Origin of the sequence: Pantoea sp. Ap-870 (assembly GCF_011752515.1) — a bacterium.
GTDB lineage: Bacteria > Pseudomonadota > Gammaproteobacteria > Enterobacterales > Enterobacteriaceae > Pantoea > Pantoea dispersa.
This window is the reverse complement of sequence record NZ_VWXG01000001.1, coordinates 363097-384916: the sequence shown is the minus strand read 5'-3', so window position 1 is coordinate 384916 and position 21820 is coordinate 363097. Positions and strand designations below refer to the sequence as shown.

Sequence of the window (21820 nt, the reverse complement as noted above, 5' to 3'; positions counted from 1 at the left end):
GGCCCTGCGTACGCCGGGCGCAACCCGTCCAATGTATCCCTTCAGGCACCAGGTGTAAATTATGTCCTGTGCGCCAATGGCTCGCTCAGATTTGCATTTATTCGTTTATGAACTAAGCTTTTTAAACGTAAGCACTGAGGAATGAGGTGCTTTCGCTATTTATATTCATGCCGAACACTCATGACGGAATTAAATTCCGTCGCGGCACGCTTTTTTCGTCAAACAGCACCAGCGGGTGTCACGCGGCAACTATCCATTTATTACAGGAGCATAATGATGAATAAGTTTGCATTGATTTTTCTGACGGCAGCGATGACTTTGGGCAGCGGTGCAGCACTGGCTGCGGATAACAACAACGGCCAGGCGAATGCGTCAGCAGAAGCTGGCGCAGCCGCGGGCGGCGCGAAAGAGAATCTGCCGCCAAATAATGTCGATAATAGCAACATTAATAACGGCAGCATTAATACCAACGGTGCCGCGACTTCTGGAACCAGCTCCGGCAATATGTCGGCCAGCCAGGAACACAAAAATACCATGTGTAAAGATGGTCGCTGCCCGGATATGAACAAGAAAGTTGAAACTAAGGAAGGCGGTGGTCACGTCAAACATAAAACTGACGGCACCACCCAGTAATCCACGCGGAGCGTGATGCAGGGCGAGCTTCGGCTCGCCCTGTTGTTTTTCCCCTGCCCTATTTCCGCTATGCTAACGCTATGAAATTCACAGGAACTGTTTCATGGCCGCGCTGCTGCTTATCGATGATCACCCTTTAGTTGAAGTCGCGCTGGAAGCGGCCTGCCTCAACGCCCCTATTCCATTACAGCTCTACGCCGCCGGTGACGAAGCCCAGGCGCGCCAGCTGCTGCAACAGCATCATATTGACCTGATTGTGCTGGATATCGGCCTGCCGGATAGCGATGGTCTGGAGCTGTTGCGCCGTCTGCGCGCGCGCCATCCGCAGTGTCCGGTGCTGATTTACTCGGCCCAGCAGAGCCGTCACACGCTGCTCAGCGCCGCCTCGCTCGGGGCGGCCGGCTATGTGGTGAAGAGTCAAAGCATGGCGCAGTTGCTGAGCGCGATTCTGGCGGTGCTGGGCGGCCAGCAGGCGTTTCCGCCGCTGCCGGAGCGCATTGCACTTCCACTCACCGAGAAAGAGCAGCAGATTGTCGCGCTGCTGGTGCGCGGGCTGTCGAACATCCAGATTGGCGAACAGCTGCACATCAGCAATAAAACCGTCAGCACCCACAAGAAAAATATCCTCGAGAAGACCGGCGTGCAGTCGGTGGTCGAGCTGGCAGAACTGTGGAAAGCGCAGCAGTGACACGCTGGCTGCTGCTGTTCGCGCTGTTTTTCAGTCTGCTGGCGCGCGCCGGATTGCAGCCCGCCAGCAGCGTGATGCTGCCCGCCATGATGCCCGCGCCGCACGCCGAGCCGTGGCCAGGACCGGTGCTGCGCGTGGCGGTGCCGGCGCAAAACAGCGCGCCCTGGGCGATGCGCATCGGCGATCGCATCTGGGGCATTGATGCCGATTATCTCAGCGCCCTCAGCCAGCTGAGCGGCAGCACATTCAGCCTGCACGGCTATCCTGACTTTGCCGCCCAGCTGGCGGCGCTGCAGCGTGGCGACGTGGATATGGTGCTGAGCACCCGCCAGCGCGATCTGCCCGCCGACGTACTGACCAGCGAGAGCTGGTTCACCAGCCCGATGCGCATCTACCGCAATCGCGACAACCAGCGCGCGGTGATGTTCAACAGTGACAACGCTCAGCTGACCATCGCTGCCGACACGCTGGCGCAACTGCCGCAAACCTTTGCACATCGCCACCGCTGGCAGACGCTGCCCGGCAATTTACAGGCGCTGTATGCGCTGCTGAACCAGCAAAGTGACTATCTGGTGGCCGATGAAGCCAGCGCCGGTTTCCTGCTCGGCCAGCTGCAGCAGGGACAGATTTATCAAATCACCGCCGATCCCGGTGCCGGCGAGCTGTCGCTGCGCGCACTGACACGCGATCCGGCGCTGATTGCCTGGCTCAACCGCCAGCTGCGTTTGCTGCCAGCGGAGTTCAGCAATCGCGTGCAGCAGCGCTGGAGTCCACCGCTGCTGCGCTATCAGGATACGCAAACCCTGATGCTGACGGGCGAAGAGAAACAGTGGCTGGCGCAGCAGGATGCCATCCCTTATGCCGCCGAGAGCGATAACGCGCCGTGGAGCTATCGCGATGCCAGCGGCAACGCGCGCGGCTTCGGTATTGACCTGCTTAACGCCCTGAGCCAGAGCACCGGCCTGCGTTTCACGCCGCGCTGGGTCAATAATCCGCAGCAGGCCGCCAGTCTGTTGCAGCAGCAGCAGGTGATGCTCAACCTGTTACAGCCGCTGTACGGGGACGATGCTAACCGCACCGCGCTGCCGGTGTGGCGCGCCATCTGGGGCATTTACACGCTGTCCGACAGGCAGCCGATGGGCTGGTCCGCGCTGCACGCTCAGCGCGTCGGCGTGCTGCGTGGCGATCTGGCGCAGCGTCTGCTTCCGGCTGAGATCGCGCCCCAGCTGTTCGACGATCGCGCCCAGCTGTGGCAGGCCCTCAACACTGGCCAGATTGATGCAGTGGTGGATAACGTGCTGTCGGCGCGCTGGCGCATGGCCAGCCATGAGGGCAACCGCGTGCATCTCGCCTTTGTGGCCAGCGATATCGCCTGGCCGCTGGCGCCGCAGGTGAGCGCACAGCAGCCGCAGCTGAGCGCCCTGCTCGACCATGCGCTGCAGCAGATTCCGGCGGATACGCTGAACCAGATGCGCGTCAGCTGGTCGCAGCCGCCGCAGCCCGGCACCACCATGACGATGCGCAATGTGCCGCTGCTGATTTTGATTGCGGCCGCCGTGATCATCCTGTTGTTGCTGGTATTGCTGCTGCGCCGCTATCTGCAGCAGCGGCGTGAGCGGTTACAGCGCGAGCAGGCGGAGCGCGCCAATGCCGCTAAAAGTCAGTTTCTCGCCACCGCCAGCCACGAGCTGCGCACGCCGATGCAGGCGATACTGGGCCTGCTGGAGCTGGAACAGCAGCAGCATCCCAGCGCGCGGCTCGATGTAATGCACAGCAGCGCCCGGTCGCTGATGACGCTGCTGAACGACCTGCAGGATCATGCGCGCATCGAGAATCACAGCTTCCGCCTCACGCCGCGCCCGCTCGATCTCACACTATGGCTACAGCAGCAACAGCAGTTTTATCACCCGCTGATGCGCGATGGCGGGCCGCAGCTGCACGTAGCGGCGCTGACGCCGCTGCCGGCCAGCGTGATGCTCGACAGCGATCGCCTGCAGCAGGTGGTGAACAACCTGGTGGCCAATGCACTGAAATTTACCCGCCACGGCGAAATTCGCCTGACGCTGGCGGTCGCCGGGGATATCGCGCTGACGGTGAGCGACAGCGGCAGCGGCATTCCGCTCAGCGAGCAGGCGCAGCTGTTTGAACCGTGGTATCAGGCGCCGTCGGGCAAGCGCCATGCGGTGCAGGGCAGCGGCCTCGGGCTGTTTATCTGTCGCGAGATTGTACAGCGCATGGGCGGCACGCTGTCGCTGCACTCCGCACCGCAGCAGGGCACCACGGTGAGCGTGCGCCTGCCGCTGGAACCCTGTGCGGCGACGGCGGCGGATGACGCCACGCACTGGCCGCACTATCCGCAGCTGCGCGTGGCGATTGTCGACGATCACCCGACCAATCTGCTGGTGATGCAGCAGCAGCTGGCGAGCTTTGGCATTACTGCGGCGGTGTTTGAGGATGGCCGCGAACTGCTGCGGGCCGATGCGCAGCAGCCGTTTGATGTGCTGTTTATCGACCAGATGATGCCACGCCCGGATGGCCTGACGCTGCTACGCATCCTGCGCCGCCGTCAGCGCCAGCGCGAGCAGCCTGCGCTGCGCATACTGTGCTCCGCCGACGTACAGCTGCTGAAACTGCCACTGCAGGCGCACGAAGCGCAGCTGGTTAAGCCAGTGACTCTGCGGGATATTGCACCGCTGCTGGCGCAGGCAGTGCGCGATCCGCTGCAGGTGCTGCCGGACAGCCTGCAGATTCTGGCGCAGCACAATCCGGCTTTCATCCCGCGTATTTGCCACACCCTGCAGCGTACGCTGCAGCAGGATCGTGATGCGCTGCTGCAGGCGAGCGCGGCCGCAGACTGGCCTCAGCTGGCGCGCGCGGCGCACCGCCTGAAAGGCAGCTGGCTGATGCTCGGCATTGACGACGTGGCCGCCCGCTGCCAGCAGCTGGCCGACGCGGCAAAACAGCATCAGCCTGACCGTGACAATCTCAATTTACTGATATCATTAACGAACAGGCTACTTAACCAACTGGAACGTTATGGCACACACTCATTCTCACAGTGAGCACGGCGGCAACCGCACGCGTCTCGCCGCCGCGTTTGGCGTCACCGCGCTGTTTATGGTTGCCGAGGTCATCGGCGGGCTGGTGTCCGGCTCGCTGGCGCTGCTGGCCGATGCCGGACATATGCTCACCGACGCCGCCGCGCTGCTGATGGCGCTGCTGGCCGTGCAGTTCGCCCGGCGCAAACCGAATGCGCGTCACACCTTTGGCTTGCTGCGTCTTACCACGCTGGCCGCGTTTGTTAACGCCATCGCGCTGCTGGTGATTACCGTCCTGATCGTCTGGGAAGCGCTGCGCCGTTTTTACCAGCCCGAGCCGATTGAAGGCGGCCTGATGCTCGGCATCGCCATTGCCGGCCTGCTGGCGAATCTGCTGTCGTTCTGGCTGCTGCACCGCGGCAGCGAAGAGAAGAATCTCAACGTGCGTGCTGCCGCGCTGCACGTGCTGGGCGATCTGCTGGGTTCGGTGGGCGCAATCGTGGCGGCAGTGATTATCATGCTAACCGGCTGGACGCCGATCGATCCAATTCTGTCGCTGCTGGTGGCGTTGCTGGTGGTGCGCAGCGGCTGGGCGCTGCTGCGCGAAAGCCTGCACGAGCTGCTGGAAGGCGCACCGACGCATATCGACGTGGATAAGCTGGCGCGGGCGCTGACGCGTCACATTGATGAAGTGCGCAATGTGCATCATGTGCATGTGTGGCAGGTGGGCGAAAAGCCGGTGCTGACGCTGCACGTGCAGGTGATTCCGCCGTACGATCACGACGGCCTGCTGCGACGCATTCATCAGTATCTGCACCAGCATTATCAGATTGCCCATGCCACGGTGCAGATGGAGTATCAGCCCTGCGTCGGCCCGGACTGCGAGTTATGCGAGGAGAGCGGCTCGCAGCACGAGCACGCAGCGCTGGAAGGCCACGCGCATCATCACCACTAATGGGACAGCGCGCGCGAACCCTGTTCCCGTGCGCTCTGCATCCACAGGCGCGTGCCGTTCAGCGCGATCAGCGTCAGAATGGCGTACTCCAGCGCCATGGCATACACGCCCTGACGCGCAAAGATCATCACGCTGATAACGTTGATCACCACCCACAGCAGCCAGTTCTCAACGTATTTGCGCGTCATCAGGATCATCGCCACAATCGACAGCACCATCATGCAGGAATCCCAGAACGGGAAGGCATCCGGCTGCAGCTGCGGCATTACCACGTTAAGACCGAGCGACTGCATCAGGCCCACCGCGGTGCGCGTGAGGAAAGCGAATACCGGGTCGATATAGCGCGTCATCAGCGCAATGGCGATCACGCAGGCGGCGCCCCAGCCGATGGCTTTCGGCAGCGGCAGCCAGCGGATTTTCAGCGCCGCTTCATGGCTGCTGGTCTGCCGGCTCCACGCGTACCAGCCGTACACGTTGGCAACAAAGAAGAACAGCTGCAGCAGCAGGCTGGCATACAGCTGAATCTGAAAGAAAATCACCGCAAACAGCGTGACGTTAATCAGACCAAACAGGTAGTTGATAATTTTTTCCTGGCTGGCGAGCCAGATACACAGCAGGCCGGCCAGCGTACCGATCGCCTCAATCCATGACAGATCGTAGCCGCCGACGCCAATCGGAATGTGAACCAGAATATTGTGTGTGCTAAAGAAGTCCATCATCTGCACCTGTATGAAAACCGCCTCAGGCGTTCCCTTTCAGCGTAAGTTTGAGTTGTGCTGCAAAGTCTAGCATGCGGTTGAGCGGCAGTAACGCCGCCTGACGCAGCGCCGCATCGACGTGAATTTCATGCTGCTCGCCGCCGTGTGCCAGCCCTTCAGCGATAGCCTGCAGGCCATTCATCGCCATCCACGGGCAGTGCGCGCAGCTGCGGCAGGTCGCTCCTTCGCCCGCGGTGGGCGCTTCCAGTAACTCTTTATCCGGTACCGCCTGCTGCATTTTGTAGAAGATGCCGCGATCGGTCGCCACAATCATCTGCGGATGCGGCAGCGTTTTGGCGGCCTGAATCAACTGGCTGGTGGAACCGACCGCATCGGCCAGTTCGACAATCGCCTGCGGTGACTCCGGGTGCACAAGCACCGCCGCGTCAGGATACAGCGCTTTCATGCGCTGCAGCGCCTGGGTTTTGAACTCATCATGCACGATGCAGGCGCCCTGCCAGCACAGCACATCAGCGCCGGTTTGCTGCGTGACGTAACGGCCCAGATGGCGGTCCGGTGCCCAGATAATTTTCTCACCGCGACTGTCGAGGTGTTCAATCAGCTCAACCGCAATGCTGGACGTCACCACCCAATCGGCGCGTGCTTTTACCGCCGCCGACGTGTTGGCATACACCACCACGGTCCGATCCGGATGCGCATCGCAGAAGCGGTTAAATTCGTCAATCGGGCAACCGAGGTCAAGCGAGCACTCCGCCTGCAGCGTGGGCATCAGCACGGTTTTTTCCGGGCTAAGGATTTTGGCGGTTTCGCCCATGAAACGCACGCCGGCCACCAGCAGCGTTTGCGCCGGATGCTGGCTGCCAAAGCGCGCCATCTCAAGGGAATCCGCCACGCAGCCGCCGGTCTCTTCGGCCAGCGCCTGGATTTCCGGATCGGTGTAGTAATGCGCCACCATCACCGCATCGCGTGCTTTGAGCAGACGTTTAATTTCTTCGATGTAACCGGCTTTTTCCTGTGAGCTGAGGCGCGCCGGTTTCGGCGGGAAGGGATAAATGGCGCTTTCAGCATCTAACATTGCACTCATGACACGGCTCTCGTTTTATCGATTTAACAAAATCGCCCAGCAGGACGATGATGCGGCATTAAATCCGCCATCGTGTTTTATATGCTAAACACAATAGCGGATTACACCGAGCCTGTCGTGTGATTTTTATGCGGGAAGTACCAGCTGCGCGCCAGCCTGCGCCTGTTGTGGGCTTTCCAGCTCAAGCAGAAACGCTTTTACCGCCAGGCCGCCAGCGAAGCCGGTGAGCTTACCGTTGCTGCCGATAACGCGATGACAGGGTGCCATGATCGACAACGGGTTTTTACCGTTGGCAGCCCCGACGGCACGTACCGCTTTCGGGTTGCCGATCTGCTCCGCGATTTGCAGATAGCTGCGGGTTTCACCAAACGGAATGGTGAGCAGCGCCTGCCAGACCTTTTTCTGAAACGCAGTGCCAACGGTGTCGTACGGCATGTCGAACTGCTGACGCTCGCCGGCAAAGTACTGGCGCAGCTGGCGCTCAGCCTCACAGAGAATCGGATGCTGGTCGTTACGCGCGATCGGTTTCAGCGGCACACGCTGCGCGCCTTCGTTTTCCCATAAAATGGCTGACAGACCGCGATCCGTGGCAATGAGCGTCAGTTCTCCGACGGGCGTGGTAATGATTTTAGCGTGATACATGTTGCACCTCCGGCGTGGGCTATGCGGATGATTATCGCACTTTTGCGCGGCGAAACTGGCTGTTTTCGGCCATGAGCATAAACTGGTTAGCTGTCCGAAAGCAGCCAGTTTTCCATTCGCACCTGCGCAACGATGGTGTTTATTTGCCGGAGACGATGATGTTTGATCCTGAAATTGCCTATCAGGCACTGACGGCGCGCGACAGCCGTTTCGACGGGGTGTTTTTTGTCGGCGTGACCTCCACCGGTATTTACTGCCGTCCGATCTGTCCGGTGAAAGCGCCGATGCAGAAGAACTGCCTGTTTTTCACCAGTGCCGAAGCGGCTGAAAAGGCGCACTTTCGCCCCTGCCTGCGCTGCCGTCCCGAGCTGGCACCTGGTTCGGCACCGGTCGATAGCCATCATCGCATCGCCGACCGGCTGATACGCCGTATCGAAGAAGGCTTACTGGAAGAACAGGAGACGCTGGCTGAGATCGCCAGCGAGTTTGACCTGAGTGAACGCCAGCTAAGACGGGTGATTCAGCAGGAGCTGGGCGTGTCGCCGCTTGAATTGCGGCAAACCCGGCGCATGCTGCTGGCGAAGCAGCTACTGACTGAAACCGCATTGCCGGTGACCGAAATTGCCTATGCCAGCGGTTTTCGCAGTCTGCGCCGTTTTAACGACGTGTTTCAGGCTCGCTATCGCATGACGCCATCGCGTCTGCGTAAGCAGATTCAGACGGAAGCCCTGAATGGTGAGCAGGAGAGCGCCGAACTGCGCCTCAGCTACCGGCCTCCTTATGACTGGGACGCCATCCTCGATTTCCTGCAACAGCGCGTGATGAAGCAAGTCGAGTGGGTCAGCGAGGGCGTTTATCATCGTACTGTGGCGCTCGGTCAGTGTCGTGGCTGGGTGCGCATTAGCCATTTGCCGGAAAAGCAGGCGCTGAAGGTGCAATTTACTACCACGCTGACGCCGGTGCTGCCTGCCCTGCTGCGCCGTTTGCGCGATCTGTTTGATCTGGATGCCCAGCCACAGCGCATCAGCGAGCAGCTCAGCCAGGATCCGCTATTAGCTGCGAGTCTGGCGCGCTATCCCGGCTTACGCGTTCCTGGTGCGTTTGACGGCTTCGAACTGGCGGTCCGCGCCATCCTCGGCCAGCAGGTGACGGTGAAAGCCGCGACGACGCTGAGCAGTCGCGTGGCGGAGCGTTTTGGCGCGCCCCTCACCACACCGTGGCCTGCGCTCTCCCGCTTACCGCCAGAGGCCGAATCACTGGCTGCTGCCACCCTCGATGATATCGCCAGCCTCGGCATTGTGAGCGCCCGCGCGCAGGCGATCCAGGCACTGGCCGCGGCCTGCGCCTCAGGAGCGCTGCGCTTCAATGGTGCGGTTAATCCGGACGTGGTGCAGCAGCAGTTGCTGGCGCTGAAGGGTGTCGGGCCATGGACAGCGAGTTATATCGCCATGCGCGCCCTGCGCTGGCCGGATGCCTTTCCGAAAGAGGATATTGCGATCCGCAACAATCTCGGTGGCGTGAGCGCAAAGGTCGCAGAGCAGATGTCGCAGGTGTGGCGCCCGTGGCGCAGTTACGCGGTGCTGCATATCTGGAAGAGCCTGACGCCGGATAAGGTAAAAAAGTAGATCAGCTTGAAACCTTGCAGCCAGCCGAAAGAACCGGGCGGTTCCGTCTTCTTTGAGCATGAGTGCGATTATCCAAAGCAATGACAAGGCTTGAGGGCCAGTTAAGGCGGGAGCGGAAGGAGCGAAGCGTCCGAGCCATGGATGGCGAGGCCGATCCACAGGGATGTGAGATTCCTTTGCGATCCGCCCCGCCTTATCTGGCCTGAGTACGATCTCAAAGCAACATACCGAACTTCGTAAAAAAGCAAAAAGGCGCCTTTAGGGCGCCTTTCTACATAACTGGTGGGTCGTGCAGGATTCGAACCTGCGACCAATTGATTAAAAGTCAACTGCTCTACCAACTGAGCTAACGACCCGCTCGGGAAGTGGCTTACAACTTTCGACTTGATGGTGGGTCGTGCAGGATTCGAACCTGCGACCAATTGATTAAAAGTCAACTGCTCTACCAACTGAGCTAACGACCCATCAAGGTTGTGAAGCAAACTGAAGTGACATCAAAACTGAATGGTTGAGATGGTGGGTCGTGCAGGATTCGAACCTGCGACCAATTGATTAAAAGTCAACTGCTCTACCAACTGAGCTAACGACCCATCTTCAGTGCTGCCGATACTTGTTAAGATATGTCCCGGCAACGGCGGCATATATTACTGATTTAGCGGGAGGGCGCAACCCTTATTTTCCGCTAAATGTCTCAACTGCTTACCTTTCATGCGGCAAGACCAGAAATCAGACGAAATCCGGTCTTAACTGCAGCAATTACATCGCAGCGAGCCGTTTTTGTGCCTGCTTAGCAGACTCAGAGTTAGGGAACTGTTTGATCACCTGCTGGTAGACCGCTTTCGCTTTCGCTGTATCGTTCTTCTCCTGCATGATCACCCCAACCTTAAACAGCGCTTCCGCCGCTTTTGGCGATTTCGGGTAGTTTTTAACTACAGTGGCAAAATAGTAGGCCGCATCGTCCTTTTTGCCTTTGTTGTAAAACAACTGACCCAGCCAGTAATTAGCATTCGGCTGATAGGTGGAGTCCGGATACTTCTTCACCCACGCCTGCAGCGCAGTAATCGCCTGGTCGTACTGTTTCTTCTCAAGAATCAGCGCGACGGCAGCATTGTAATCGGTGTTGGCATCGCCGGTTTGTGCGGGTGCAGCGGCAGCCGTGTTGCTGCTCCCCGCATCAGCGTTTCCCGCTGCGGCACCGGCTGCTGCATCCGCACCACCGCTGGCCTGCGCACCATTACTGCTGCTCAGACTGTCGATCTGCTGATAAAGCTGCTTCTGCCGTTCAATCACCTGATTAAGCTGATAACTGTTCTGCTGGATCTGCCCGCGCAGCGAATCGATATCGCTTTGGTTATCACTCATCTGCTGCTGCAACTGCTGCAGAAGCTGAGCCTGGGCATTGGAGATACGTTCAAGAGTGGTGACACGGTCTTCGACCGAGCCTGAGCCAACGCTACTGATTGACGCCTGGGCATTAGCGGCCCAGGGGGCCGCTACGCCAACCAGTAACGACAGACTCAACAGATGAAGTCTGAAGTTACTAATCATGTGATTCTCTTAGTAAACCAGTACGGCACGACGGTTTTTAGCGTAAGCCGCTTCGTCGTGGCCCAGTACAGCAGGTTTCTCTTTACCGTAAGATACGATAGACATCTGGTCAGCAGACACGCCTTTACCCTGCAGGTACATTTTAACGGCGTTAGCACGACGCTCGCCCAGGGCGATGTTGTACTCTGGGGTGCCGCGCTCATCCGCGTGACCTTCGATGGTCACTTTGTAAGATGGGTTGCTGCGCAGGAAAGCAGCGTGCTGATCCAGCATCTGAGCGTATTCAGACTGCACGTCATACTTGTCCAGACCGAAGTAAACGATGTTGTTCTGCTGCAGCTGCTGCATCTGCAGACGCGCCTGCTCGTCAGAAGACATGTTGCCGTTCTGGCCAGCGCCAGCGCCGTATGCACCGTCAGCACCCATACCGGTCTGATCGTTGTTGTTGTTTTTGTGAGAGCTACATGCAGCTACCGCGATAACCGGCAGAGCCAGCATCAAACCCTTCAGCACTTTGTTCAGTTGCATTTCTTTATCCTATTATTTTGTTTGCCATACATTTTACTCCCCCGCCAGGCGAGGGAGCGATGCATCACAGATACGGCGACCAGGCAGGGAATTTGACCTGTCCATCAGTTGCCGGAAGACGCGCTTTGAAACGCCCATCGGTTGAAACCAACTGCAACACGGAACCCATCCCCTGAGTAGAGCTATAGATTACCATCGTGCCGTTAGGAGCCAGACTTGGCGTCTCATCCAGGAACGTGTCCGTTATTGTCTGAACGGCTCCCGTTTCCAGATCCTGTTTGGCGACGTGCTGCGCGCCACCCGCGCTGCTAATCATCACCATCGTTTTACCGTCAGATGACACATCCGCATCCTGGTTCTGAGCACCTTCCCAGGTAATGCGCTGTGGCGTTCCGCCGTTAACGTTAACTTTGTAAATCTGTGGCGCACCGGCCTGATCCGAAGTGTAAGCCAGCGTCTGGCTGTCCGGGAACCAGGTAGGTTCGGTGCTGTTGTAGCGGCCATCGGTCACCTGACGCGTCTGACCGGAGGCCAGATCCATCACGTACAGGTTCAGGCTACCGGTTTTCGACAGGGCGAAGGCCAGCTTAGAGCCGTCCGGCGAGAAGGCCGGCGCACCGTTGTGACGCGGATAAGAAGCCACCTGACGGATAGCGCCGTTGGCCAGCGTCTGCACCACCAGCGCCGATTTACCGCTTTCGAAGGTCACGTAAGCCACTTTGCTGCCGTCTGGCGACCAGGCCGGTGACATCAGCGGTTGCGGCGAACGGTGTACCACAAACTGGTTGTAACCATCGTAGTCAGACACGCGCAGCTCGTACGGGAACTGACCGCCGTTGGTCTGCACCACATAGGCGATACGGGTACGGAACGCGCCTTTGATTCCGGTCAGCTTCTCAAACACTTCATCGCTGGCGGTATGCGCTGCATAGCGCAGCCACTGTTTGGTGACTTTATAGGAGTTCTGCGCCAGCACGGTGCCCGGTGCGCCACCGGTATCCACCAGCTGATAGGCCACCTGGTAGCTGCCATCGGCGTTCGGCGTAACCTGCCCGACGACCACGGCATCAATACCCAGTGCGCTCCACGCGGCAGGCTGAACTTCCTGTGCGCTGGTCGGCTGCTGTGGCAGACGAGAGCGATCCAGCGGGTTGAATTTACCGCTGTTACGTAAGTCTGCTGCGACGATGCCACCAATATCTTCAGGTGCAGCGCCCGGACCGGCCCACTGGAACGGCACCACACCAATTGGGCGCGCGGTGTTCACGCCCTGCGTAATTTCAATGCGTACTTCCGCGTGCAGCATCGCTGCCCACAGCAGTACAAAAAAACCTAAGGTTACACGAAGTGCCTGCTTCATCTTATCTCCCTTATCTGAACCTGAGTTCATGATAATTCGCACAGTTCCTGAAAAAACACGAGTACTCATAGAGTACGGCAAGCTAACCTTAGTTCAACCTGCCGTACGTTACTGCATTATTCTGGTTTGAAACGCATCGGTGCGTTCTTAAACACTTCATATACGGCCTGCGAAGGCGGCTTCGGAATGCGTGCCTGCTTCGCTGCGGTAATCGCCGCCTGACACAGCGCCGGATCGCCGCCTTCAGCTTTCACGTCAATCAGCAAACCATCCGGTGCCAGTTTAATCCGCAGATCGCAGCTTTTACCGCGATACAGATCGGCATCGTAGAAGCGGCTCTGAATCGCACTGGTGATCTGACCCAGATACGCATTCACCTCAGCACCTGAGGCACCGGCCTTCTTCTGATTGCCCTGACCTGCCGCCGCACCACCACCGGACGCCGCACCGCTTTTCGGCGCATTCTTACCGGAAGAGAGACCGCCTAACAGATCATCCACATCGCTCTCGTTCTTCGCCGCTTCGGCAGCCGCTTTCTTCTTCGCATCGGCGGCAGCTTTAGCTTTGGCCGCCGCATCCGCTTTGGCTTTGGCTGCTGCCTCAGCTTTCGCTTTGGCTTCGGCGGCCGCTTTCTCTTTCGCGGCTTCCGCAGCTTGCTCTTTGGCTTCCTGTGCAGCTTTGGCTTTCGCATCGGCCGCGGCCTGAGCTTTGGCTTCTGCCTCCGCTTTGGCTTTCGCTTCAGCTGCGGCTTTCGCCTGCTGCGCGGCTTTCTCTTTCGCCGCTTCGGCTGCGGCGGCTTTAGCCTGCTCTTCCGCTTTCTTCTTCGCGTCGGCTGCGGCCTGCTTCGCCTGCTCTTCCGCTTTGGCTTTCGCGTCCGCTGCAGCCTTCGCCTGAGCATCGGCCTGCGCTTTGGCATCGGCTTTGGCTTTCGCTGCGGCCGCTTCTGCGGCTTTCTGCTGCTCCTGCGCCTGCTTCGCTGCTGCTTCCGCCGCCTTCTGCTGCTCTGCCTGCTGCTTCGCCTGCTCTTTGGCTTCCTGCTGCGCCTGCAGACGCTCTTTTTCCAGCTCTTTCAGCCGCTGCTGTTCAGCGGCCTGCTTCTGCTGCAACTCTTCCGCCTGCTGCTGTGCCTGCTTCTGGCGCTGCTGCTCGGCGCGCTGACTGTCACTCTGCTGATTCTGCTGACGGTTATACTGCTCAACCACCGCGCCAGGATCGACCATCACCGCGTCGATATCACTGCCGCCACCGCCGCCGCTGGCTTCGATATGTTCGTTAAACGAGCTCCAAATCAGCAGGGCGATCAGCACGATGTGCAGAATCACCGAAATGATTATCGCGCGTTTTAACTTCTCGTTCTGCTCGGTTGCCTTCGACACTCTCGGTTCCCAAAAACGGTTCGCGTTAAATCGGCTGCGTCATCAAACCGACGGATTTCACGCCAGCCTGATGCAACAGGTTCAGCGCCTTGATGATTTCGTCGTAAGGCACATCTTTCGCCCCACCAATCAGGAAGACCGTCTTCGGATTGGCTTCAATACGGCGCTGCGCTTCGCTCACCACCTGCTCCGGCGGCAGCTGCGTCATACGATCGTGATCCACCACCAGGCTGTACTGCCCTACCCCGGCCACTTCCACGATCACCGGCGGATTATCGTCGCTGGAAACGGTTTTCGAATCGGTTGCGTCCGGCAGGTCCACTTCCACGCTCTGCGTAATAATCGGCGCGGTTGCCATAAAGATGAGCAGCAACACCAGCAGCACGTCCAGCAGCGGAACAATGTTGATTTCCGACTTAAGATCGCGACGCCCGCGACCACGGGTTCTGGCCATCGTTAACCTCGACTTACTTGCTGTTGTCGGTAGAGAAAGCCTGACGATGCAGGATGGCCGTGAACTCTTCCATAAAGTTGTCGTAGCCCTGCTCCAGCTTGTTCACGCGCTGGTTCAGACGGTTATACGCCATAACGGCAGGAATGGCCGCGAACAGACCGATTGCGGTGGCGATCAGCGCTTCGGCGATACCGGGCGCAACCATTTGCAGCGTGGCCTGTTTCACCGCACCCAGTGCGATAAAGGCATGCATGATCCCCCACACCGTACCAAACAGACCGATATACGGGCTGATGGAACCGACGGTGCCAAGGAATGGGATGTGATTTTCCAGCGCTTCCAGTTCACGGTTCATCGAGATGCGCATGGCGCGACCGGCCCCTTCGACCACCGCTTCCGGCGCATGGCTGTTAGCGCGGTGCAGGCGGGCAAACTCTTTGAAGCCAGAATAGAAAATCTGTTCGGACCCGCTCAGCTCGTCACGGCGCGCCTGGCTCTCCTGATAGAGACGCGACAGCTCGATACCGGACCAGAACTTGTCCTCGAACGCCTCGGCCTCACGCCCCGCCGCGTTAAGAATGCGGGTGCGCTGAATGATGATTGCCCAGGAGGCAATAGAAAAGCCGATCAAAATCAACATGATAAGTTTGACCAGAAGGCTTGCCTTCAGGAACAAATCAAGAACGTTCATGTCAGTCACTGCTTGAACTCCGCGACAATAGACTTGGGAAGCGCAATCGGCTTCATTAGATGTGGGTTGATGCAGGCAATCAGGACGTCTGCTTCATTGAGCACTTTGCCTTCAGCATTCACGATACGCTGCGAGAACGTCATGGTTGCGCGCGTCATTGCTGTCACTTCGCTCTGGATCTCCAGAAGGTCGTCGAGACGTGCCGCGGCAATAAAGTCCACCGTCATGCGCCGTACCACAAAAGCCACCTGCTCTTCCAACAGGGCCTGTTGATTGAAATGGTGCTGGCGCAACATCTCGGTACGTGCTCGTTCATAAAAAGCAAGATAGCTGGCGTGGTAAACCACACCACCGGCGTCAGTGTCTTCGTAATAGACCCGAACCGGCCAGCGAAACAGCGTTGTACTCACTCTACATCCCGGTCTCATTTTAAACGTTGCTACTATACGCAAGTGAGATCGGCTTGGGAATGGTCCGCCAGAGCCAGGAGAAAATAATTATCAGACGTTAACAACTGGAAGGATTTTTGGGAGATTTCCTGACCAACCGCTGACAAAAACTCACGTCAGCAGCGGTAAAACAGCCCTTGCGGGCTGAGACAGAACTTAATGATAGAACCAGTAAATTCCCAGCGCCAGCACGATCAGCGCCGGCAGCGGGGCAAACAGCGCCTGCCAGCGGGCTCGCTGTGGCCGGAAACCCGTGCCGTGAATCACGCCGCTGCACACCGCCCAGATTAACAATAATCCGTGCCAGACAGCGAGCTCACTGGTGTGTGCGGCAAAGCGCGCCGGCTGCCAGATGACGCATCCGGCCAGCCACAGCGCCAGAATCAGTGAAAGGGCCCGCAGCGGGCCCTTATCCATCAGACGATACAGCGTCTGTATCAGGCTGCGCATCAGAGCTTGTCGTCCTGCGCGCCGCCCTCTTCCACATGCTCGATCGCCAGTGCCGTGACCACGCCAAACGCACAGGCCAGCAAGGTGCCAAGAATCCAGGCAAAATACCACATGCTTAATCTCCTCAATCAGTACAGGGAGTGCGTATTGCGCTCAATGTGTTCTTTGGTGATGCGGCCATACATCTTGTAGTAGCACCAGCTGGTGTAAGCCAGAATAATCGGCACAAAGATGATGGCGGCCACGGTCATGATCTGCAGCGTCAGCAGGCTGGAGGTCGCGTCCCACATGGTCAGGCTGGTGCCTGGCACGGTGCTGGATGGCATGATGAACGGGAACAGCGCAATGCCAGCCGTCATAATGACGCACGCCAGCGTCAGCGAAGAGAAGATAAACGCCCATGCGCCCTTCTCCATGCGCGAACACAGGATCGTCAGCAGCGGCAGCAGCGCGCCGAGCAGCGGGAACAGCCACAGCACCGGCATCTGTTCAAAATTGACCAGCCAGGCCCCGGCTTCACGCACCACGTCTTTACCCAGCGGGTTAGACGCCGCGTGATGATCGATTGCGCTTTTCAGCACATAGCCATCAATGCCGTATTTCACCCACACGCCGGCCAGTACAAAGCCCACCAGCATCACCAGCGCGCTGATTTGCGCCGCGGTGCGGGAACGCAGGTGCAGTTCGCCGCTGGTGCGCATCTGCAGGTAAGTCGCACCCTGGGCCAGAATCATCGCGACGCTGATCACCCCAGCCAGCAGGCCAAACGGATTAAGCAGCTGGAAGAAATTACCGGTGTAGAACAGGCGCAGGTACTCATCAGCATGGAACGGCACGCCCTGCAGCAGGTTACCGAACGCCACGCCAATCACCAGCGGCGGCACAAAACTGCCAATGAAGATGCCCCAGTCCCAGGCACCGCGCCAGCGCATATCTTCAATCTTCGACCGGTAATCAAAGCCGACCGGACGGAAGAACAGCGAGGCCAGCACCAGAATCATCGCCACGTAAAAACCGGAGAACGCGGCGGCATAGACCATTGGCCAGGCGGCGAACAGCGCCCCGCCGGCAGTGATCAGCCAGACCTGGTTACCGTCCCAGTGCGGCGCGATGCTGTTAATCATGATGCGACGCTCGGTATCGGTGCGACCGAGGATGCGGGTCAGCATTCCCACGCCCATATCGAAGCCGTCGGTGACGGCAAAACCGATCAGCAGAATGCCAATCAGCAGCCACCAGACAAAACGCAACACTTCATAGTCAAACATGGTCGCTCTCCTTATCCGCGCGCCGGTTGAGTCACAGCCTGCACTGTTTCATGGTGATAGCGGCCGGTTTTCAGGCTGCTTGGACCAAGGCGGGCAAATTTGAACATCAGATACATCTCCGCCACCAGGAACACGGTATACAGGCCGCAGATCAGGATCATCGAGAACAGCAGATCGCCGACGGTCAGCGACGAGTTGGCCACGGCGGTTGGCAGCACCTCACCAATCGCCCACGGCTGACGGCCATATTCAGCGACAAACCAGCCAGCTTCGACGGCAATCCACGGCAGTGGAATACCGTACAGCGCCGCTTTCAGCAGCCAGCGATTCTTACCGATGCGGTTACGAATCACGCTCCAGAACGACAGCGCAATGATGCCCAGCAACAGCACGCCACACAGCACCATGATGCGGAAGGCGAAATAGAGCGGCGCCACGCGCGGAATCGAATCCTGCGTTGCCTGCTGGATTTGCGCTTCCGTAGCGTTCGCCACGTCCGGGGTATAACGCTTGAGCAGCAGACCGTAGCCAAGATCCTGTTTATGCGTCTCAAACTCACTGCGCACCGCCGGATCTTTACTGCCGGCACGCAGCTCGTTCAGCAGCGCATAGGCTTTCATACCGTTGCGGATGCGCACTTCATGCTGCGCCAGCAGATCTTTCAGGCCGGTGACCGGCGTATCGACGGAACGCGTAGCAATCAAACCGAGCAGATATGGGATCTGGATGGCGTACTTGTTCTCCTGCGTCGCCTGATCCGGCACGCCAAACAGCGTAAAGGCCGCCGGCGCCGGCTGGGTTTCCCATTCGGCTTCGATGGCGGCCAGCTTGGTTTTCTGCACGTCGCCCATTTCATAGCCGGATTCGTCACCCAGCACGATGACCGACAGCACAGCAGCCATACCGAAGCTGGCAGCGATCGCAAAGGAGCGTTTGGCAAACGCGATGTCGCGCCCTTTCAGCAGATACCAGGCGCTGATACCCAGAATGAACATCGCTCCGGTGGTGTAGCCCGCGGCCACGGTATGCACAAATTTCACCTGCGCCACCGGGTTTAGCACCAGTTCGGAGAAGCTCACCATCTCCATACGCATGGTTTCGAAATTGAATTCGGAGGCGATCGGGTTCTGCATCCAGCCGTTCGCCACCAGGATCCACAGCGCGGACATGTTCGAGCCGAGTGCCACCAGCCAGGTCACCGCCAGGTGCTGCACTTTACCGAGGCGATCCCAGCCGAAGAAGAACAGGCCGACAAAGGTGGATTCAAGGAAGAACGCCATCAGGCCTTCGATGGCCAGCGGCGCACCGAAGATATCGCCGACGTAGTGGGAGTAATAAGACCAGTTGGTACCGAACTGAAATTCCATGGTCAGGCCGGTGGCCACACCCAGCGCAAAGTTGATACCAAACAACTTGCCCCAGAATTTGGTCATATCTTTATAAATCTGTTTTCCCGACAGGACATAGACCGTTTCCATGATCGCCAGTAAAAACGCCATACCGAGCGTTAAGGGCACGAACAGGAAATGGTACATCGCCGTCAGGGCAAACTGTAAACGCGACAGCTCGACAATATCTAACATGATGACTCCTTGCTCCTCGCATGAACTCATCCTGCGAATAACAACCACAAACAGCGGGCAGTGCGATGCAGAATAAGGTCAGGAACGACTGATTATTGATTCCAGTTTTGTTACCGACAGCACAATGCGTACTGCGGCCCGAAGTGAGCGAGTAACAGTGGTGAAAATTCCCCGAAAAACCGATCGCTTCAGCCTGTTTCGAGCAGGAGTAAGATGAGGAGGCGACAGAATTGATATGACAACGCCTGGCACAAACTCCTGAAAAATGATGAAAAAGACTGAATTGATGCAGCGCAATTTATACCGGTTGGGTTGCTTTTAGCCAGCGGTAAAGTTTGCTATATATCGCCTTTTATTGATCTGGATTAAGACAATAATTTTCCAGATATGTAGTGTTAGAGTTGTTGTTAATTAGTTGTCATAAATCGATGGCGTAATTAAGAAAACAATTACCTTTCCCGTAATTATTTAACCTCTTTGCCAGCCAGACGCCTGGACGCTGACGGGAAAAAGCACGCCTCTTTGCCCTTCTTTACTCAACGACAAAGTAAGCATAGCCGCAGAAAATGTTGCCGTTACGTTTTTACTGCAAATGTGTGAGGACGGCTAATGGCCGTGCATTACAGCCATAAAAAAAGCCACCCGCAGGTGGCTTTGTTCTTTCAGCAGCAAAATGTTATTTCGCTGGCAGTACCGCTTTCACCGCGTCGCCGATATCGGCCAGGCTGCGAACGGTTTTCACACCGGCCGCTTCCAGCGCAGCAAATTTCTCATCGGCGGTGCCTTTACCACCGGCAATGATGGCGCCGGCGTGGCCCATACGCTTGCCTTTCGGCGCCGTTACGCCGGCGATGTAGCCGACGACAGGCTTGGTCACGTGCTCTTTGATGAACGCCGCGGCCTCTTCTTCAGCGCTGCCGCCGATCTCACCGATCATCACGATCGCTTCGGTCTGCGGATCGTCCTGGAACATTTTCAGGATGTCGATGAAGTTGGAGCCTGGGATCGGGTCACCGCCGATGCCCACACAGGTGGACTGGCCGTAGCCGATGTCGGTGGTCTGCTTAACCGCTTCATAGGTCAGCGTACCGGAACGTGACACGATACCGACGCGGCCTGGCTGGTGAATGTGGCCCGGCATGATACCGATCTTACATTCGCCAGGGGTGATCACACCCGGGCAGTTCGGGCCGATCATGCGCACGCCTGCTTCGTCCAGCTTCACTTTCACCGTCAGCATATCCAGCGTCGGGATGCCTTCGGTGATGGTGATGATCAGTTTGATGCCCGCGTCGATCGCTTCCAGGATACCGTCTTTGCAGAACGGTGCCGGCACGTAGATCACGGTAGCGGTGGCGCCCGTGGCTTCTACTGCTTCACGCACGGTGTTAAACACCGGCAGACCGAGATGGGTGGTGCCGCCTTTACCTGGCGTCACACCGCCAACCAGCTGCGTACCATAGGCCAGCGCCTGCTCAGAGTGGAACGTTCCCTGGCCACCGGTGAAACCCTGGCAAATGACTTTGGTGTTTTTGTCGATCAGAATGGACATTATTTACCCTCCGCAGCAGCGACAACACGCTGTGCTGCGTCTGTCAGGCTGGTTGCTGCAATGATGTTAAGACCGCTGTCCGCCAGTTTCTTCGCGCCCAGCTCGGCGTTGTTACCTTCCAGACGTACCACGACCGGTACGTTGACACCCACTTCAGCCACAGCACCGATGATGCCGTCTGCGATCAGGTCGCAGCGCACGATACCGCCGAAGATGTTAACGAATACCGCTTTCACAGCATCGTCAGACAGGATGATTTTGAAGGCTTCGGTAACGCGCTCTTTGGTTGCGCCGCCGCCAACATCAAGGAAGTTTGCAGGCTGACCACCGTGGTGTTTCACGATGTCCATGGTGCCCATCGCCAGACCGGCGCCGTTGACCATACAGCCAATGTTGCCTTCCAGCGCGACGTAGTTCAGCTCCCACTGCGTCGCGTGGGCTTCACGTGGATCTTCCTGGCTTGGGTCGCGCATTTCACGCAGCTCAGGCTGACGGAACAGGGCATTGCCATCGGCACCCAGTTTGCCATCCAGACAGATCAGGTCGCCCTGTTTGGTGATCACCAGCGGGTTAATCTCAACCATCGCCAGGTCGCGCTCCAGGAACATGGTCGCCAGACCCATGAAGATTTTGGTGAACTGGCTGACCTGCTTACCGGTCAGACCCAGTTTGAATGCCAGCTCGCGGCCCTGGTATGGCTGCGGGCCGGTCAGCGGATCCAGCGCCATTTTGTGGATCAGGTGCGGGGTTTCTTCCGCCACTTTCTCGATTTCCACGCCGCCTTCGGTTGACGCCATGAAGATCACGCGACGGGTAGCACGGTCAACCACCGCACCCAGATACAGCTCCTGATCGATGTCGGTCGCCGCTTCAACCAGGATCTGGTTTACCGGCTGGCCATTGGCGTCAGTCTGGTAGGTCACCAGACGTTTGCCCAGCCAGTTTTCAGCGAAAGCACGAATGTCTTCTTTACTGTTAACCACCTTCACACCGCCCGCTTTACCGCGGCCACCGGCATGAACCTGACATTTCACCACCCACGGACCCGCGCCAATTTTCGAGGCGGCTTCTTCGGCTTCACGTGGCGTGGTGCAGGCGTAGCCAGTCGGTGCTGGCATACCATACCGTGCAAACAGCTGCTTCGCCTGGTATTCGTGTAAGTTCATGATGTTCTATC

The 21820-nt window shown here is 58.2% G+C and carries 21 protein-coding genes and 3 tRNA genes; 5 read left to right on the top strand and 19 right to left on the bottom strand.

The annotated features are described in order from the left end of the window. Positions 1 to 276: 276 nt before the first annotated feature. From F3J41_RS01910 to zitB, 4 genes are all read left to right on the top strand, one after another. Positions 277 to 633 carry a YbgS-like family protein gene (locus F3J41_RS01910; protein WP_211075064.1) on the top strand — a complete coding sequence of 119 codons (357 nt, stop codon included), beginning with the start codon at positions 277 to 279 and terminating at the stop codon, positions 631 to 633. 103 nt (positions 634 to 736) lie between these two features. Beyond that, positions 737 to 1321, top strand: a complete 585-nt coding sequence (locus F3J41_RS01905; RefSeq protein WP_021508519.1) for a response regulator transcription factor — start codon at positions 737 to 739, stop codon at positions 1319 to 1321. Next, complete coding sequence (locus F3J41_RS01900; protein WP_166709785.1) at positions 1303 to 4383, top strand: ATP-binding protein; 3081 nt, start codon at positions 1303 to 1305, stop codon at positions 4381 to 4383. Before F3J41_RS01905 ends, F3J41_RS01900 begins: the two co-directional genes overlap by 19 nt. Beyond that, the gene (gene zitB, locus F3J41_RS01895; RefSeq protein WP_166709783.1) at positions 4358 to 5314 is read left to right on the top strand and encodes a CDF family zinc transporter ZitB; all 957 of its coding nucleotides are present in this window, start codon (positions 4358 to 4360) and stop codon (positions 5312 to 5314) included. The genes F3J41_RS01900 and zitB overlap by 26 nt, the downstream gene beginning before the upstream one ends. Here zitB and pnuC read toward each other — a convergent pair. The 3 genes from pnuC to F3J41_RS01880 all read right to left on the bottom strand — a co-directional run bounded on the left by pnuC (position 5311) and on the right by F3J41_RS01880 (position 7759). Next, a complete protein-coding gene (gene pnuC, locus F3J41_RS01890; protein WP_021508522.1) occupies positions 5311 to 6030 on the bottom strand; it encodes a nicotinamide riboside transporter PnuC in 720 nt (239 codons plus the stop codon). The two genes, zitB and pnuC, sit on opposite strands and share 4 nt — an antisense overlap. 25 nt (positions 6031 to 6055) lie before the next feature. Beyond that, positions 6056 to 7117 (bottom strand): quinolinate synthase NadA, encoded by a 1062-nt coding sequence (gene nadA / locus F3J41_RS01885; RefSeq protein ID WP_166709781.1) that lies wholly within the window; start codon positions 7115 to 7117, stop codon positions 6056 to 6058. Between the two features lie 126 nt (positions 7118 to 7243). Further along, positions 7244 to 7759 carry a methylated-DNA--[protein]-cysteine S-methyltransferase gene (locus F3J41_RS01880; protein ID WP_021508524.1) on the bottom strand — a complete coding sequence of 172 codons (516 nt, stop codon included), beginning with the start codon at positions 7757 to 7759 and terminating at the stop codon, positions 7244 to 7246. Positions 7760 to 7917: 158 nt separating this feature from the next. Here F3J41_RS01880 and F3J41_RS01875 point away from each other — a divergent pair, with 158 nt between their 5' ends. Beyond that, complete coding sequence (locus tag F3J41_RS01875) at positions 7918 to 9384, top strand: AlkA N-terminal domain-containing protein (protein WP_058775443.1); 1467 nt, start codon at positions 7918 to 7920, stop codon at positions 9382 to 9384. Between the two features lie 280 nt (positions 9385 to 9664). Here the strand turns inward: F3J41_RS01875 and F3J41_RS01870 are convergent. From F3J41_RS01870 to sucC, 16 genes are all read right to left on the bottom strand, one after another. Next, positions 9665 to 9740 (bottom strand) — tRNA-Lys (locus F3J41_RS01870). A 32-nt stretch (positions 9741 to 9772) separates the two neighbouring features. Next, positions 9773 to 9848 (bottom strand) — tRNA-Lys (locus F3J41_RS01865). A 50-nt stretch (positions 9849 to 9898) separates the two neighbouring features. Next, positions 9899 to 9974, bottom strand: a tRNA-Lys gene (locus tag F3J41_RS01860). Positions 9975 to 10140: 166 nt separating this feature from the next. Further along, positions 10141 to 10932 carry a cell division protein CpoB gene (cpoB, locus tag F3J41_RS01855; protein WP_058757869.1) on the bottom strand — a complete coding sequence of 264 codons (792 nt, stop codon included), beginning with the start codon at positions 10930 to 10932 and terminating at the stop codon, positions 10141 to 10143. Positions 10933 to 10941: 9 nt separating this feature from the next. Then, positions 10942 to 11460 carry a peptidoglycan-associated lipoprotein Pal gene (gene pal / locus F3J41_RS01850; RefSeq protein ID WP_021508527.1) on the bottom strand — a complete coding sequence of 173 codons (519 nt, stop codon included), beginning with the start codon at positions 11458 to 11460 and terminating at the stop codon, positions 10942 to 10944. Between the two features lie 64 nt (positions 11461 to 11524). Continuing rightward, complete coding sequence (gene tolB, locus F3J41_RS01845; protein ID WP_021508528.1) at positions 11525 to 12820, bottom strand: Tol-Pal system beta propeller repeat protein TolB; 1296 nt, start codon at positions 12818 to 12820, stop codon at positions 11525 to 11527. A gap of 116 nt (positions 12821 to 12936) precedes the next feature. Beyond that, positions 12937 to 14196 carry a cell envelope integrity protein TolA gene (gene tolA / locus F3J41_RS01840; protein WP_166709779.1) on the bottom strand — a complete coding sequence of 420 codons (1260 nt, stop codon included), beginning with the start codon at positions 14194 to 14196 and terminating at the stop codon, positions 12937 to 12939. Positions 14197 to 14221: 25 nt separating this feature from the next. Next, a complete protein-coding gene (gene tolR, locus F3J41_RS01835; protein WP_021508530.1) occupies positions 14222 to 14650 on the bottom strand; it encodes a colicin uptake protein TolR in 429 nt (142 codons plus the stop codon). A gap of 13 nt (positions 14651 to 14663) precedes the next feature. After that, positions 14664 to 15350 carry a Tol-Pal system protein TolQ gene (tolQ, locus tag F3J41_RS01830; RefSeq protein ID WP_010616001.1) on the bottom strand — a complete coding sequence of 229 codons (687 nt, stop codon included), beginning with the start codon at positions 15348 to 15350 and terminating at the stop codon, positions 14664 to 14666. Further along, the gene (gene ybgC, locus F3J41_RS01825) at positions 15347 to 15769 is read right to left on the bottom strand and encodes a tol-pal system-associated acyl-CoA thioesterase (RefSeq protein WP_168714917.1); all 423 of its coding nucleotides are present in this window, start codon (positions 15767 to 15769) and stop codon (positions 15347 to 15349) included. The genes tolQ and ybgC overlap by 4 nt, the downstream gene beginning before the upstream one ends. A 177-nt stretch (positions 15770 to 15946) precedes the next feature. Then, a complete protein-coding gene (ybgE, locus tag F3J41_RS01820; protein ID WP_021508532.1) occupies positions 15947 to 16240 on the bottom strand; it encodes a cyd operon protein YbgE in 294 nt (97 codons plus the stop codon). Further along, complete coding sequence (cydX, locus tag F3J41_RS01815) at positions 16240 to 16353, bottom strand: cytochrome bd-I oxidase subunit CydX (RefSeq protein ID WP_010615998.1); 114 nt, start codon at positions 16351 to 16353, stop codon at positions 16240 to 16242. Before cydX ends, ybgE begins: the two co-directional genes overlap by 1 nt. Positions 16354 to 16368: 15 nt before the next feature. Further along, complete coding sequence (cydB, locus tag F3J41_RS01810) at positions 16369 to 17508, bottom strand: cytochrome d ubiquinol oxidase subunit II (protein WP_021508533.1); 1140 nt, start codon at positions 17506 to 17508, stop codon at positions 16369 to 16371. Positions 17509 to 17519: 11 nt separating this feature from the next. Further along, positions 17520 to 19091 (bottom strand): cytochrome ubiquinol oxidase subunit I, encoded by a 1572-nt coding sequence (gene cydA / locus F3J41_RS01805; RefSeq protein WP_058757874.1) that lies wholly within the window; start codon positions 19089 to 19091, stop codon positions 17520 to 17522. A 676-nt stretch (positions 19092 to 19767) separates the two neighbouring features. Further along, positions 19768 to 20643 (bottom strand): succinate--CoA ligase subunit alpha, encoded by an 876-nt coding sequence (gene sucD / locus F3J41_RS01800; RefSeq protein WP_021508535.1) that lies wholly within the window; start codon positions 20641 to 20643, stop codon positions 19768 to 19770. Continuing rightward, complete coding sequence (gene sucC, locus F3J41_RS01795) at positions 20643 to 21809, bottom strand: ADP-forming succinate--CoA ligase subunit beta (RefSeq protein ID WP_006118458.1); 1167 nt, start codon at positions 21807 to 21809, stop codon at positions 20643 to 20645. The genes sucD and sucC overlap by 1 nt, the downstream gene beginning before the upstream one ends. Between the last annotated feature and the right edge of the window lie 11 nt (positions 21810 to 21820).